We start from the raw sequence: 15,939 nt of genomic DNA on the forward strand, positions 1-15,939 counted from the left end.
GGCTCGAAATGATTGGAAGATGTCTATGTTTAAGAAAATGCTCAAGTCCTATGACTACACATTGTTAGCTGTATATCTCATCGTGTGTATCTTCGGATTAATTATGGTTTATAGTTCCAGTATGTTTGTTGCCATTAACAAAGGATGGGACCCAGCAACGTTTTATAATAGTCAGTTGAAGAATTGGATTATTTCACTTGTTCTACTGATTTTCTTCGCTGTCTTTCCATATAAAATCTTGCAAAATAATAAAATGTTGATGTTGATTATGTTTGGATCGGTCAGCCTGTTATTACTTGTTTTAGCATTCGGTGATTCGGCTAATAACGCACAGAGCTGGCTTGTGTTAGGTCCAATTCGGATACAACCATCAGAATTTATCAAAGTATCGATGATTGTCTACATGGCGGCTGTTTATTCCAAGAAGCAGCGCTATATTGATGATTTTAACCGTGGCGTATTGCCCCCTGTACTCTTCCTCGTTGTGATTTGCTTTTTGATTTTGTTGCAACCAGATATTGGAACGGCATCTATTATTTTTATGACAGGGTGCGGAATTATCATGGCGTCTGGAATGCGCTTAAAAACGATTCTCAAACTCGTAGGATTGGGCTTAGCCATCTTAGCGGTTTTATGTATTATCGTATTTTTACTACCAGAAGATATCCGTTCCAAATTAATTACCCCAAAGCGGATTGGACGGATCACAAGTTTCCAAAATCCGTTTACAGATCATGGAGCCAGTGGTTATCAGCTAGTCAACTCGTTCTATGCGATTGGTTCAGGCGGATTTTTTGGACAAGGTCTAGGTGAAAGTGTACAGAAATTGGGATATTTACCAGAAGCCTATACTGATTTTATTAGCGCGATTATTGCGGAAGAGCTAGGCTTTTTTGGGATTTTAATCACAGTTGGAGGTATTTTCTTTATCGTATTGCGTTCTATTGCCAATGGTATGCGTTCCAATGATGCATTCGGCTCTTTGCTTTGCTATGGAACTGCGACTTTGATTGGCATTCAGGCATTCATTAACCTCGGTGGAGCGACTGGAATGATCCCATTGACCGGTGTAACATTACCATTTACGAGTTTTGGTGGCTCCTCCCTAATGTCTTTGTCGATTTTAGTTGGCATTGTGTTGAATGTCTCAATGATTAGTAAGTTTCAGAAAAAATACGGAACAGATGGGCAGTTAGAGAAACCAGTGAAAATGGTGCAAAATGGAATACGAAGATAACGAGCCAATTGTTTGGCTCGTTTTTCCTTCATAAATGGCTGTATAGGTTGAATTATCAGAGTCGCATACAATATTTTTTTATGAAAATAGGTAAAAAGAATTTACATTCGGGGCACTTTAATACTATAATTAATGGATATACCGAATTTCTCCATGACGGTAATATGTTAGCAGCTATGTAGATAGAAAAAATCCAGTGCACGGCAGCCTGACCTTGGCTATTTTATGCCCAAGACAGTGTTTGTCAGTAAGAGCTGGAGAAAAATTTTAGGTAGTGTAGGTTAGGAGGAAAAAAAATGAACAACATTAAAAAGGTTTTAGTTGCCAATCGTGGCGAAATCGCAATTCGCGTATTGCGTGCATGTACGGAACTAAACATTAAGACAGTGGCGATCTATTCGCAAGAGGATACGGCGGCTTTTCACCGTTATAAGGCGGATGAGGCTTACCTCGTAGGGGAAGGGAAGAAACCGATCGATGCTTATCTTGATATCGATAATATTATCGAAGTTGCTAAAATAGCAAATGTTGACGCAATTCACCCTGGTTATGGCTTTTTGTCGGAAAATATCGACTTCGCCAAGCGTTGTGAAAAAGAAGGCATCATTTTTGTAGGACCTAAATCGAAACACCTAGACATGTTCGGTGACAAAATTAAAGCAAAAGAACAAGCTTTATTAGCCGATATTCCAGTTATTCCAGGTAGTAACGGACCTGTAGTAAGCGCTGAGGAAGTAGCTGCTTTTGGAGAAAAACATGGCTATCCATTGATGGTAAAAGCATCACTTGGCGGAGGCGGACGTGGCATGCGTGTCGTTCAAGGCCCAGCTGATGTAAAAGAAGCATTTGACCGCGCAGGATCAGAAGCAAAAGCGGCATTTGGTAACGACGAAGTATACGTTGAGAAATGCGTCGTTAATCCGAAACATATCGAAGTACAAATACTCGGTGATTCGCATGGTAACATCGTCCATTTATTTGAACGTGACTGCTCTGTGCAACGCCGTCATCAAAAAGTAGTAGAAGTTGCGCCATGTAATGCCATCACATCTGATTTACGGGAACGTATTTGTGATGCTGCTGTAAAACTAATGAAAAACGTGAATTATTTGAACGCAGGGACGGTTGAATTTTTAGTTTCTGGCGAAGAATTTTACTTTATTGAAGTCAATCCTCGTGTTCAAGTAGAACACACGATTACAGAGATGATTACAGGTATCGACATCGTTCAGTCGCAATTATTTATTGCTGATGGTTCGTCGATGCATGATCAAATCGTAGGCATTCCGCAACAAGAAGATATTCATATTAATGGTTCAGCAATTCAATGCCGGATTACAACTGAAGATCCGTTGAACAACTTCATGCCAGACACTGGGCGTATTAATACATACCGCTCAACAGGTGGTTTTGGCGTTCGTCTTGATGCAGGTAATGGTTTCCAAGGAACGGTCGTAACACCTTTTTACGATTCTTTACTTGTAAAACTATGTACATGGGGTATGACATTTGAACAAGCATCTCGTAAAATGATCCGTAACTTGGTTGAATTCCGTATTCGCGGTGTTAAAACAAACATCCCGTTCCTCTTAAATGTTGTCCAACATCCGGATTTCATTAGTGGCAACTACAATACATCATTTATCGACTCCACACCAGAACTGTTTGACTTTCCTAAAGTACGCGACCGTGGCACGAAAACGCTACGCTACATCAGTAACGTTACTGTTAATGGGTTCCCAGGAATCAAACAACGTGAGAAATTAGTTTACGATGAGCTACGCATTCCAAAAATCCCGTTTGATGCAAAAATCGAACCAGGAACGAAACAAATTTTGGATGCAAAAGGTCCTGCTGGCGTAGTCGAATGGGTAAAATCACAAAAAGAAGTATTACTAACAGATACGACATTGCGTGATGCGCATCAATCGTTACTTGCAACGCGTGTCCGTTCTAAAGATATTTTCCAAATTGCCGATCCAATGGCTCACTTATTGCCAAACATGTTCTCCTTTGAAATGTGGGGCGGGGCAACATTTGACACAGCGTATCGTTTCCTAAATGAAGACCCATGGGTACGTTTAGAAACATTGCGCAAACAAATTCCAAACGTGATGTTCCAAATGTTACTACGCGGAGCCAATGCTGTTGGTTACAAAAATTACCCAGACAATGTGATTCGCGAATTCGTGAAGCAGTCCGCACAAAGCGGTGTTGATGTATTCCGTATTTTTGACAGCTTAAACTGGTTGAAAGGTATGGAAGTATCCATTGAAGCTGTTCGTGATGCTGGGAAAATTGTGGAAGCAGCAATTTGTTACACAGGTGACATTGAAGACCAGACACGTACGAAATACAATGTAGATTACTACAAAGACATGGCGAAAGAACTTGTCGCACAAGGTACCGATATTCTAGCAATTAAGGATATGGCTGGACTTTTGAAACCACAAGCAGCGTATCGTCTTGTTAGCGAACTAAAAGACACTGTCGATGTACCGATTCACTTGCACACACACGATACAAGTGGTAACGGTATTTACACGTACGCTGCAGCAGTAAGTGCGGGCGTTGATATTGTCGATGTAGCCTCAAGCGCAATGAGTGGTGCCACATCACAACCAAGTATGACAGGCCTTTACTACGGTCTCGAAAATGGAAAACGTCAAGCGATTCTTAATGCACATAACTCGCAAATGATTAACCATTATTGGGAAGACGTTCGTAAATACTACAAAGACTTCGATAACGCGCTAAACTCACCACAAACCGAAGTTTACATTCACGAAATGCCAGGCGGTCAATACACGAACTTGCAACAACAAGCCAAAGCAGTTGGACTTGGCGATCGTTGGGACGAAGTAAAAGAAACATATGCTGTCGTTAATGACATGTTCGGCGATATTGTAAAAGTAACACCATCATCTAAAGTTGTAGGGGATATGGCGCTATTCATGGTCCAAAACGACCTAAGCGAACAAGATATCTACGACAAAGGTGAAAGCATCGATTTCCCTGACTCCATCATCGAGTTCTTCATGGGCGAAATCGGTCAACCGTACCAAGGATTCCCAGAAAAACTACAAAAACTAGTGCTTAAAGGTCGTGAGCCTCTAGCAGAACGCCCTGGAGCTCTTATGGAGCCGGTTGATTTTGAAGCAGTTCGTGCCGAGCTAGCAGAAAAAATGCCAAAATGCCGAGCCTACAGACCATGATGTCATGTCTTACATCCTTTATCCAAAAGTATTCCTAGATTACTTAACGATGATCGATAAATATGGTGATGTCACAGTACTTGATACACCAACATTCTTCAAAGGCATGCGCTTAGGCGAAACCGTAGAAGTAGAACTTGAAAAAGGAAAAACACTCATTATCAAGTTAAATTCTATTGGAGAACCAATTGCCGACGGAACACGCGTTATCTATTTCGAACTAAACGGCCAACCACGTGAAATCTCGATTCAAGACTTCAACGTTCAATCAACCGTTGTAACGCGTCATAAGATTGATACAACCAACCCAGAACACGTTGGCGCAACAATGACCGGTTCTGTTATCAAGATTGTCGCAGAAAAAGGCCAGCTAGTGAAAAAAGGCGATCCATTGCTAATTACAGAAGCAATGAAGATGGAAACAACCATCCAAGCCCCATTCGACGGAAAAGTAAATGCCATTTTCGTAACAGACGGCGACACTATCGAATCAGCAGACCTACTCATGGAAGTTGGTCGCGTATAAACACATAATAAAACAGAAGAGTCGGGCGTATCCATTTGCCTGGCTCTTTCTACGTGTATGAAAGGGAGAGTATAACACATGCCAATCAAAAAAAGCCTCGCAGTTTTAAGTCTCGCCATCATCCTCGTTCTAACAGGATGCAGCGCCCAAAACACTGCCGAAAAACAAGCAAAAAAACCAGAATACATAGCAACAGACGCGACCGGTTCCAAAGTAGAACTAAGCAGCAAACCTAAAAAAATCGTCTCACTGATGCCAAGCAATACCGAGACACTATACCGCCTAGGCGTAGGCAAAAATGTGATTGGTGTCACATCCAGCGATGACTACCCAGAAGCCATCAAAAAAGTCCCAGTCGTTGCAACAACTGAAATCAACGTTGAAAAAATAATCGGCATGAAACCCGACCTTGTCCTAGGCCACGCCTCCACGATGATGTACAGCAAAGATTCCTACGACCAAATCAAAAAAGCCAATATCCCGTTATTTATCGTAGAAGACGCCCAAAATTACGACACAGTCTACAAAACATTCACTCAAATCGGTGACCTAACAGGTACGACAAAAGAAGCGAATAAGCTCGTGTCCTCGATGGAAGCAACAGACAAACAAATCCGCGAAGAAGCCAAAAAACGTGTGACAACAAAAGCCAAAGTGTGGCTAGAAATCAGTCCAGATTTATACACCGCAGGCAAAGGGACTTTTATCAACGAAATGTTAACCAATATTCAAGCAACGAATATCGTCTCCGAAGAAGGCTACCCACAATATAACGAAGAACAAGTCATCAAAGCAGCCCCAGACGTCATCATCACCATCTACCCAAATGCCAAAGAAACTATCGCCAAACGCTCCGCATGGAAAAACATCCCCGCAGTCAAAAATAATCGCATCTACGAAATCGATCCATCCATCGTGAGCCGACCAGGACCACGACTTATCGAAGGGCAAGAAGCCATTTTTGAAGCCGTGTATCCAGAATAATTTTGAAAAAGTAAGGCTCTTACTTTACAAACGCCCGTTTTTGCGGTAATTTAACATAAGGTGGGGTTTTATTGTCTCACTACAAATACGAAGAAATGGCTTACATTTACGGAAGAATCGACAAATAACAACAAGAAGAGCAACTAAGACACGCGTAAACGACATCATTATGTATCTTTTTCTGGACACAAGAGGTGGAGCCTATACGACATGTAGCAAGAGATTTTCGGTTGCTGACACAGTAAACCGCATTATTATTCCGGAAAGAAGTGTTTTTGTGAAACAAGTATTAGAAGTCCTAAAAGAACAATTTAAGTACGCGCCAATGATTTTTCGAATTGCGCGTTATGAAGATAAAGCCACCTACCAAAGCCATTACCTAGGTCTTGCGTGGCAAATATTAAACCCACTAATTCAAGTTGCGATTTACTACTTTGTATTTGGATTCGCGATGCGAGGCCAATCAGGAATTGCGGGAGCAAGCTACATCGAATGGATGTTGGCGGGTATCATTCCGTGGTTCTTTATTAGCGCAGTTATCCTGCAAGGGGCAAATAGCATTTTTAATAAAATACACATGGTTTCTAAAATGAAGTTTCCGATGAGCGTTATGCCAAGTATAACAATTGTTTCTAACTTAACTAGCTATGTCACAATGATGATTATCTTTTTTGCGTTGCTTTTTGTAAAAGGCGCTCCAGTTTCGATGTATTGGATTCAATTTTTCTATTATTTTGTTGCGATGATTGCATTTCTTTTCAGTGTTACATTGCTGAATGCGACGATTAGTGTACTCGTGCGCGATTATTACGTCATGCTACAATCAGTTATGCGTGTCCTATTCTATGTTTCGGGTGTTGTCTGGAACTTAGACACGAAACTTCCAGGATGGGTTGTTGACCTTTTGAAACTAAATCCACTTGTTTATATCTTGAAGGGCTTCAGGGAGAGTTTTGTCGGTCATAAAGGCTTCTGGCAAGAACCATCCTACACCGTCTACTTCTGGCTCATCACTATCGTCTGTCTGTACGTAGGATCCGTATTACACATGAAATTCCGCGAACGCTTCGTGGATTATTTATAGGAGGTAAGGGCAAATGGCAAAAAATATCAAAGTAGCATTCAAACATGTGTCCAAAGAATACGACCTCTATCAAAATAAATCTGACAAAATCAAGAGTCTATTCTTACCTAAAAATAAGCAAACTCAATCATTCTGGGCATTACGCGACGTTAGTTTTAACATTTACGATGGTGAAACAGTGGGGCTAATCGGAATTAACGGCTCTGGAAAATCAACCATATCTAATATCATGTCTGGCGTTATCCCACCAACTCAAGGCGAAGTGGTCATCAATGGCGAGACTTCTCTAATCGCAATAGCCGTCGGTTTAAAAGGCCCGCTAACCGGTTACGAAAACGTCCGCTTGAAACTGCTTATGCATGGTTTAAAAACATCAGAAATAAACGCTTTGATGCCAAAAATCATTGATTTCGCAGATATTGGTGATTTCATGAACCAACCAATCAAGAACTATTCCAGTGGGATGCGCTCTCGTCTAGGTTTTGCGATTTCCGTGCATACCGATCCTGATATTCTTGTCATCGATGAAGCGCTATCTGTAGGAGATCAGACTTTCTACAAGAAATGCGTAGAAAAAATCACAGAATTTAAAGAAGCAGGTCGTACAATTGTGTTCGTCAGTCACTCCTTAGGCCAAATGAAAAGCTTATGTGACCGCATTATCTGGATGCACTACGGGCAAATCCGTGAGATGGGAAACGCCCAAGAAGTCGCAGATAAGTACGATACATTTGTACGCTGGTTTAATGGCCAATCCAAATCCTACAAAAAAGACTACCAAAACGACTTCAAACGCAAGCAAAAACGCCCACAAAAAGTCATCTATCCAAATCCAAATGCCAATAAATACAAACTAAGCTGGTTCGACAAAATTGCGCTTACTGTATTAATTGCATTGGCGATTTTCTTTGGCTACTGCGTAGGAACAGGTCAGTCTGTTCTAGGTATGTTCAAAGCGAGCGGCGATGAACCGCAAATTGTGAAGCATGTTGATGCAGCAATGGATGCGAGAAGTGAGGCACAACGGCTTTATTAGTTTATGAATAAATAGTATAATGAAAATCGGACAGTTATTTACTAAGGCTGTCCGATTTTTTGAGAGAGCGTATCTGAAGGAGAGAAATGAAATGAAAAGAATAGCAGTACTGGGTAGTTGTGCTACAAGAGATAACTTTAATTCTATTTTCAATGTTAATTATAAAAAAAAAAATTCGAATGTGTTCTCATGCAGAATCAGAGCTCTATTATTTCCATGGCATCTAAAAAAAGAGAAAATCCAGTGGTTTCAGCAGACAATTTTTCGGAATACGATGAGTGGTGCGTTAGATCCGATTTTACAAAAGAATTCTTTGACCATTTAGCGAGACTTCAACCAGATACAATTATAGTGGATTTATTTGCTGATGCTCATTTCGGTGTTTTAGAAATAGAACCCGGAGAGTATGTGTCGAATAATCGTTGGAAATTGTGGCGTACCGCGTATTATAAAGAAGCATTAAAAGATAAAGCCGCAGAACTATCTATCGATAAAGATCGCAAACAGTACATGGAACTCTGGAAAAAATCATGGGATACAGTTCTTGAAAAATTAAAAAAAGCATCACCAAAGAGTAAGATTATTCTTCATCAAATCCGGAATGTGAAGGAATATTATAATTTTGATGATAATCGATTTGACATTGCAACTTCTGGTAAGGTGAAAAATATTAATGTGGATTATTACAATGAGATGTTAGATGAAATGCATGCGTATATCAGAGAAAGTAACCAATCTATTAAAGTTATTGATTTGTTCAAAAAAAATAGAGAGTTTTTAAGTTTTGATGAACATCCATGGGGGCTTTTTTATGTGCATTACACAATGGACTATTATCCTTTATTCATGAATAGACTAAGTGCGATTGAGAAAGACAACAGCTGGTTTCGAATCTTTAAAAAGAATAAGGAAAGAGTTAGCGAATAGCGATAGTATCTATTTACCTCTTCCCACTACACATACTTTTTCACATAAAGAGTATTAGTCTATGTATTCAATAGTTAACGCAGAAATAGAAGATACTGATGGACTATATATCCATTGGTATTTTTTTGTTTAGCAGTAGTGTTATTGCATTTTTTTTCTAAATTTAATAAAGGAATTGTAGGTTGTATAGTTTAATAAGCACATACATAAATAGAGGATACGTGTAAGGAATAACTATGTGTTTGCATGTCTTTCCTTTTATGAATAAATTTTTTCTGTTATACTGTATAAGTATGTAAAAAACAATAAGGATGTAGTGAAATATGAAATTAATAACAATCTCGGTACCTGCTTATAACGAAAGTGAGGTATTACCGCACCTATACGACCGTATAAAGGAAGTCATGACTACGGTTTCGGATCGTTATGATTATGAGCTTTTGTTCATTAATGATGGTAGTTCGGATAATTCGGTTCAGATTATGAAAGAATTGCGCGCCAAGGATTCTCGTGTTTCTTATGTGGACCTTGCTCGGAATTATGGAAAAGAAATCGCTATGGCTGCAGGGTTTGATTATGCAAAAGGTGATGCGATGGTGACGATGGATGCAGATTTGCAACACCCACCAGAGTTGATTCCAGAAATGTTACAACTATGGGAACAGGGCTACGAGGATGTTTATGCGAAACGAAAAATTCGTGAAGGTGAAACTTGGCTAAAGAAATATACATCTAAGAAATACTATCAGTTACTACAAAAAATGTCGAAAACGCCAGTTCTTCCAGATGCTGGTGATTTCCGTCTACTTGACCGTCGCTGTATTGATGCACTCAAAAAATTACGGGAAACACAGCGCTACTCCAAAGGTCTATACAGCTGGATGGGATTCAAGAAAGTAGAAATTGAGTTTGATGCTGCCCCGCGCCTTGCTGGAGAAACGAAGTGGAACTACGGCTCACTGTTTAACCTTGCTTTGGAAGGAATGACATCATTCACCACTACACCGCTCAAAATTTCTTCTATTTTAGGATTTATTGTATCGATTGTTGCTTTTATTTATATGATATATATATTCATTGCAACGCTTGTAACGGGAAATGCCGTCGAAGGTTTCCCAACACTAATGATAGTCATTTTATTCTTAGGTGGAGTTCAGTTGATTTCGATTGGAATTATTGGAGAATACTTGGGACGAATTTTTAATGAAGTGAAGGGTCGACCATTATACTTTGTCGAAGAATACAACGATGAGAGAGAGCCGATAAAATGAAAAAGATAAAGGACTTAATCACGAATTTCAGAAAAGAACATGGCAATTTCTATAGTATTATTATGTATATCATCATGGGAGGCTTTACGACTGTCGTTAATATTGCGTCGTTTTGGCTCTGTTAATTCATTTTTTGGGATTGATTATGTGACTTCAAATACTGTTTCTTGGATAGCATCTGTTATTTTTGCTTATGCAACGAATAAACGATATGTATTTGAAAGCTATACACCCACTTGGAAAGATCGTGTGCGTGAAGCGTCATCATTCTTTGGTTTCCGTTTCTTGACATACTTGGTCGATTTGGCAGTGATGGTTATTTTGATTAGTGGCTTGGGTACAAATGCACTAGTAGCAAAAATTCTAACAAATGTCATTGTACTTGTCTTGAACTATGTATTTAGTAAATGGATAATCTTTAAAATTAGGAAGTAAAAGGTAGGTAAATTATGATTCGTACAGAGAAAAATTGGAAATTATTAGGTTTGATAGGGTTTTTAGTATTTTTATTTTATACGTATATTGCATATCGAACGCCGTTAACACATGATGATTGGAATTGGGGAATGAATGTTGGAATGGAGAGATTCCATAATGGTTTTAAAGACTATAATGGACGCTATTTTGGAAATTATACGGAATTATTAATTACGCGTATCGGTTGGTTGCGTATATTACTTATGGGGCTATTTGGATCATTAATGGTCATTTTACCAGCTCTAATTTCGAAAACGACATCATTAGGTGTGTACTTACTTAGCTTTTTATTATTCCTCACTGTTCCTGCGAATATGTTTGCTCAAACCTATGGATGGGCAGCTGGCTTTTCAAACTATAACACTGCAGCAGTATTTATTTTACTCTACTTGCTAATTATTAAAAATATTTTTATGATAAGAAGCCTACATATAGCATATGGCTGACTATACTCGTTATTCCGCTAGGGATTGTTGGGCAACTTTTTGTAGAGCATGCAACGCTGTATACGATTGTTGCTAGTATTTTTGTTATTATTTGGTCATTTGTGAAATATCGTAAATTCTTTCTTCTTCACATTGTGTACTTTGTATCTGTAATTGTTGGAGCTGCAATTATGTTTTCCAATGGTGCATATGCAAAAATATTTAGTGGGGAAGATGGCTATCGAACTGTCAACAGTGATATGGGGATTTTTGAAAGGGTCTATGATACATTTAAAACAACGATGTACCAGTATCTTGTTATGAATAATGTGGGGCTGAATATTGTACTTGCAATCATTGCGATTTTCGTATTAATGAAAGTAGCGCAAAACATTTCTACAGTGCAGCTTATCTTTAAGGGGCTATTCATTGTAGTACTAACTATTTATCCGCTTTACAAACCATTAGTAGCAGGTGTTTTCCAAATTTCTTCAGAAGCGACTACTACTTTTGAAGCCTACTTTTCCTTACTCTTTTATTTAGTATTGCTTGCTACAGTGCTAATGTTCATACCAACAGCGAATCTAAAGGCGGAGCTGTCATTCTATCTTATTTCAGTCGTTACATTGGCCGCACCACTCTTCTTTGTGACTCCATTTGGACCACGTAACTTTATTATTTGTTATATGTTTTTTGTATTATTTGCTGTTAGAACTGTGCAATTTTTGTATACAGAGAACTATTTGAATTTGCGTTCTTTATATTTACCGATATTTTCTTTAGTCTTACTGTTCGTAATAGCTTATTCTTATGTTTTTACAGAAATCGGACAAGCAAGTGATGCACGCATGAAGAGTGTTCGCGAGCAGGCCGCCGCTGGAAAGCAGGTTGTTGAACTAGAGAGACTTCCATATCAACAGTATTTATGGATGAGCACGCCAATTCAGGACGGACCGCATGCACCAGTTTTTGTGAAATATTACAATCTACCTAAAGGCACGACCCTAAAAATAGTTCCATACAAAGGTGCAAAATAACACATTTGTAATGTTGTTTTCGACTGCCAACTGTGAAATAATAGACAGGTACGTAAATTATTTCAAGGAGGTAAAGGTCAATCAGAAAAATAGCAATATTAGCGTTGGGGTTTGTAGCAACTTGCACTTTTTTTTGTGACGAAAGAACCGTTACAAGCGGAGGCAGCGACTTCTTGGTCGGCAAGTTACTATAATAACACAACGCTTTCTGGCACGCCGGTCCTGAAACAAACAGAGAAAGCACTTCATTTTGATTGGGGCTATGGTTCACCAAGTTCGAAAGTTAATAAAGATAATTTTTCGGCGAAGTACGAAGCTGACATGACATTTAATGAAACAGCGACGTATCGAATTAGTGGTGTGGCGGATGATAGGGTCAAGGTCTATGTCGATGGAAAATTGGTAGTTGATAAGTGGACGAATAATGTTCACCGACTCAACGAATTGGTTAGTATTACTAAGGGAACGCACAAGATTAAAGTGGAGTACGTGGAAGTATCAAGTGCCGCGAAACTCTGGGTAGACTTTACGAAGAGTACCAATTGGAGTGCGCAATACTATCCGAACAAAACGGTGAGCTTGCCGATTAAAGGTTCTGAAGATCTCGGTGCAAAAATCAAGAAAGACTGGGGTTACGGTTCACCAAACACAGCGCTACCAGTAGATGCTTTTTCAGCAACATTTCGTAAAAATATTACGCTAAATGCTGCGGCTGATTATCGTATTATTGGTCGTGCTGATGACGGAATTCGGGTGTATGTAGATAATAAGCTTGTGTATAATAATTTTAAACCAAGCATGGCTAATCTGAATATGACGATTCCTCTGACAGCAGGTACGCATGAAGTACGTGTAGATTATTTGGAAGCAGGCGGTGCAGCTTATATTACGGCTGACTTAGTTCCGGCGAATCAATGGAACGCGGTATATTTTCCGAACAACAATATGACAGGTACGCCGAAGCGAACAGAAAAGCTAAATACAGACAGCTACTTGAATAAAGTTTGGGGTTATGGCTCGCCAGGTGCTGGTATTGGTGTGAACAACTTTAGTGGCTTCTTCTCGAAGCAATACAATATCACGGAAGCAGGAAACTATCGCCTTGTTGGGAAAGTAGACGATGGCGTACGTGTTTATGTGGATGGAAAAGCTGTTGTAAATAGTTGGGATACATTTCAGGATAATCTGAACTATACCCTCCCGCTGACAAAAGGTAAACACCAAGTGACCGTTCAATACCGCGAAAAGACTGGAGCAGCTCATGTACAAATGAACCTTGTGAAGGCTAATGCGTGGTATGAACAGTATTTTAACAATACAACTTGGGGGCTTAGCTCGGTTTATACGACAGTGGGTTCGACATCGAATAAGCTATCGCATAAATGGGGAACTGGTTCTCCGAATTCGAGTGTGAACAGAGACAATTTTACGGGTATTATGGATAAGCAAGTCGAAATTACTGAAGCAAAGGATTATCGCATTATTGGTAATGTAGACGATGCAACAGCAATTTTTGTAGATGGTAAGCAGGTTGTAAACCAGACAGCACGTGGTGAATTTTATCCGGTTGTATCTTTAACAAAAGGTACTCACGACATCCGGATTAAATTCAAAGAAGGCGGTGGAGCAGCTTATGTGAATTTTGACCTCGTCGATGCTAATTCTTGGTATGCGAAATATTATCCTAATGAAACTGTATCAGGTTTTCCATATGCATATGACGAAGTGATTGGTACAGCACTCATGAAGAACTGGGGAACTGGTTCACCGAATAGTAGCGTACCAAGTGATCATTTCTCTGCAAGAATTCACCGTCAAATCAGTGTTCCAGAGTCGTTTCACTATCGCTTTTACGGTAATGTGAAAGACGAAGCTATTATTTATATGGATGGTAAAAATATGGGTACCGTGTCTGGACAATACAACAAGGTGATTTGGATGCCAAAAGGCAAACATGCCATCTCTATTGCCTACAAGCATAAGACAGGTGCAGCGTCCATCAATATGAATATTGAAAAACTAGATAAATGGTTTGCGCGTTACTATAAAAACACCACATTAACAGGTGATTACGTGACGAAATCATATGACACACAAACCGCATTTTATCAAAACTGGGCATATGGTAGTCCAGATAAAGCAATACCAACAGACAATTTCTCTGCAGTCATCGAGAAACAATACTATGCTCCAAAAGCGCAAAACTACAATATTGTAGGTCGTGCTGATGATGGTATGCGTGTGACAATTGATGGCAAAGTTGTTTTCGATAATCGGAATCAAACTTATGTACGTGAAGAAAACGATGTCGTAGCCTTAACGGCTGGCTGGCATAATGTCAAAGTGGAATATGTGGAACGTACAGGAGCGGCATCTATTGATTTTAATATGTTACCTTCCAACACATGGGTGGCAAGATATTATCCAACAAATACCTTCTCTGGTCGCCCAGTTTATAAAACAATGAGTAGTATTAATGATAACTGGGGTACAGGTAGTCCAGGACCAAGCATTCCTAGTGACAACTTCACGGCTCGCTATGAAGCAACATTAAACATGGCGAAAGATGGTAACTATGAAATAACGGGTCGCGCCGATGATCGTATCCGTGTAAAAGTAGATGGTCAAGTTGTGTATCAGCAATGGGTAGCGGGGCTTAATAATTACAAAGAAACAATCCCGCTTTCAAAAGGAAACCATAAGTTTATCATTGAATACATGGAAGATACGGGAAGTGCAGCGCTTTCTTTCAATATCAACTATGTTACAGGCATCGAGCAAAATTATACAACAATCCCGTATAACTACACACTTGCTTCGGCGCTAGCGAAACAAATGGCGGGATCACCGCCACCACAAACAAGCGTGAAGCCACCAAATAATTATGTTCGCAGTAATTTTGTAACTTTAAATGCTGGTGGTGGGACAGGTAAAATGAACGCTGCAACTAGTGTGCGAGATGCGGCAAACCCGAACGCATTCCTTGTTGGACCACTCGCGAAAGACGTTACTATCACCATTACAGGGACTGTAACAGGAACGGATGGCGCGAAATGGTATAAATTCAACTACACACGTGCATGGGTTAACGCCTACCAAAAAGACGTACAATATTATATGAATCCAAACAATTTCACGAAGGGTTCTAAAGAATATTTGCAATTCCTTGTTCTATCAAAAGCAGCAGGAATCAATATTGCCGAAGTAAACAGTAAAGTTCTTGCTAACAAAGGAATCTTAACTGGAAAAGGTGCAAGCTTTGCAACTGCCGCTAGGACATATAAAGTAAATGAAATTTATTTGATGTCGCATGCGATGTTAGAAACAGGAAATGGTTCTTCCCAACTTGCTAATGGTGTATTAGTAAGTAGTGTTGATGGCAAACCAGTAACACCTAAGACTGTATACAACATGTATGGAATTGGCGCTGTAGATAGTAATGCGTTAAAGGGTGGTTCTGAATATGCTTACAAACAAGGCTGGGACACACCTGAAAAAGCAATTATTGGTGGCGCGCAGTTCGTTGCGCAAAACTATGTATCAAAAGGACAAGATACGCTCTATAAAATGAGATGGAATCCCGCTAATCCTGGCGTACATCAATATGCAACAGATATTAAATGGGCGACAAGTCAAACAACGAGTATGTATAACATCTATAGCTTACTAACAAGCTATATTCAAAACTTTGAAGTGCCTAAATATCAATAAAAAATGCTT

General features: G+C 39.5%; 8 protein-coding genes and 3 pseudogenes. All 11 read left to right on the plus strand.

Annotated features, from left to right (window positions below):
* Positions 1-25: 25 nt before the first annotated feature.
* The 11 genes and pseudogenes from PRIP_RS01075 to PRIP_RS16050 all read left to right on the plus strand — a co-directional run bounded on the left by PRIP_RS01075 (position 26) and on the right by PRIP_RS16050 (position 15,930).
* Positions 26-1,237 (plus strand): FtsW/RodA/SpoVE family cell cycle protein, encoded by a 1,212-nt coding sequence (locus tag PRIP_RS01075; protein WP_149023728.1) that lies wholly within the window; start codon positions 26-28, stop codon positions 1,235-1,237.
* A gap of 296 nt (positions 1,238-1,533) precedes the next feature.
* Positions 1,534-4,978 (plus strand): annotated as a pseudogene (gene pyc / locus PRIP_RS01080) (pyruvate carboxylase).
* Positions 4,979-5,056: 78 nt separating this feature from the next.
* The gene (locus tag PRIP_RS01085; protein WP_036098990.1) at positions 5,057-5,962 is read left to right on the plus strand and encodes an ABC transporter substrate-binding protein; all 906 of its coding nucleotides are present in this window, start codon (positions 5,057-5,059) and stop codon (positions 5,960-5,962) included.
* A gap of 277 nt (positions 5,963-6,239) precedes the next feature.
* A complete protein-coding gene (locus PRIP_RS01090) occupies positions 6,240-7,046 on the plus strand; it encodes an ABC transporter permease (protein WP_036099090.1) in 807 nt (268 codons plus the stop codon).
* 13 nt (positions 7,047-7,059) lie between these two features.
* Positions 7,060-8,082: a teichoic acids export ABC transporter ATP-binding subunit TagH gene (gene tagH, locus PRIP_RS01095; RefSeq protein ID WP_036098991.1), complete on the plus strand. Its 1,023-nt coding sequence runs from the start codon at positions 7,060-7,062 to the stop codon at positions 8,080-8,082.
* Positions 8,083-8,268: 186 nt separating this feature from the next.
* Positions 8,269-9,009, plus strand: a pseudogene (locus PRIP_RS01100) (DUF6270 domain-containing protein); the annotation flags it as partial.
* A gap of 323 nt (positions 9,010-9,332) precedes the next feature.
* Complete coding sequence (locus tag PRIP_RS01105) at positions 9,333-10,280, plus strand: glycosyltransferase family 2 protein (RefSeq protein WP_036098992.1); 948 nt, start codon at positions 9,333-9,335, stop codon at positions 10,278-10,280.
* Positions 10,277-10,715 (plus strand): annotated as a pseudogene (locus PRIP_RS01110) (GtrA family protein). Before PRIP_RS01105 ends, PRIP_RS01110 begins: the two are co-directional and overlap by 4 nt.
* 14 nt (positions 10,716-10,729) lie before the next feature.
* Positions 10,730-11,203, plus strand: a complete 474-nt coding sequence (locus PRIP_RS16910; protein WP_149023729.1) for a hypothetical protein — start codon at positions 10,730-10,732, stop codon at positions 11,201-11,203.
* Between the two features lie 170 nt (positions 11,204-11,373).
* Positions 11,374-12,219, plus strand: a complete 846-nt coding sequence (locus PRIP_RS16915; protein WP_149023730.1) for a hypothetical protein — start codon at positions 11,374-11,376, stop codon at positions 12,217-12,219.
* A gap of 135 nt (positions 12,220-12,354) precedes the next feature.
* Entirely contained in the window at positions 12,355-15,930 is a 3,576-nt protein-coding gene (locus PRIP_RS16050) for a PA14 domain-containing protein (RefSeq protein ID WP_052008660.1), read from the plus strand.
* Positions 15,931-15,939: the final 9 nt, after the last annotated feature.

The sequence above is a fragment of the Paenilisteria riparia FSL S10-1204 genome (genome assembly GCF_000525995.1).
Taxonomy (GTDB): Bacteria; Bacillota; Bacilli; order Lactobacillales; family Listeriaceae; genus Listeria_A; species Listeria_A riparia.

Excerpts from the sequence above, each read along its gene's own strand:
- PRIP_RS01075 (WP_149023728.1), top strand. The coding sequence starts at position 26 with ATGTTTAAGAAAATGCTCAAGTCCTATGACTACACATTGTTAGCTGTA.
- PRIP_RS01085 (WP_036098990.1), top strand. The coding sequence starts at position 5,057 with ATGCCAATCAAAAAAAGCCTCGCAGTTTTAAGTCTCGCCATCATCCTC.
- tagH (WP_036098991.1), top strand. The coding sequence starts at position 7,060 with ATGGCAAAAAATATCAAAGTAGCATTCAAACATGTGTCCAAAGAATAC.
- PRIP_RS01105 (WP_036098992.1), top strand. The coding sequence starts at position 9,333 with ATGAAATTAATAACAATCTCGGTACCTGCTTATAACGAAAGTGAGGTA.
- PRIP_RS16910 (WP_149023729.1), top strand. The coding sequence starts at position 10,730 with ATGATTCGTACAGAGAAAAATTGGAAATTATTAGGTTTGATAGGGTTT.
- PRIP_RS16915 (WP_149023730.1), top strand. The coding sequence starts at position 11,374 with ATGTTTTCCAATGGTGCATATGCAAAAATATTTAGTGGGGAAGATGGC.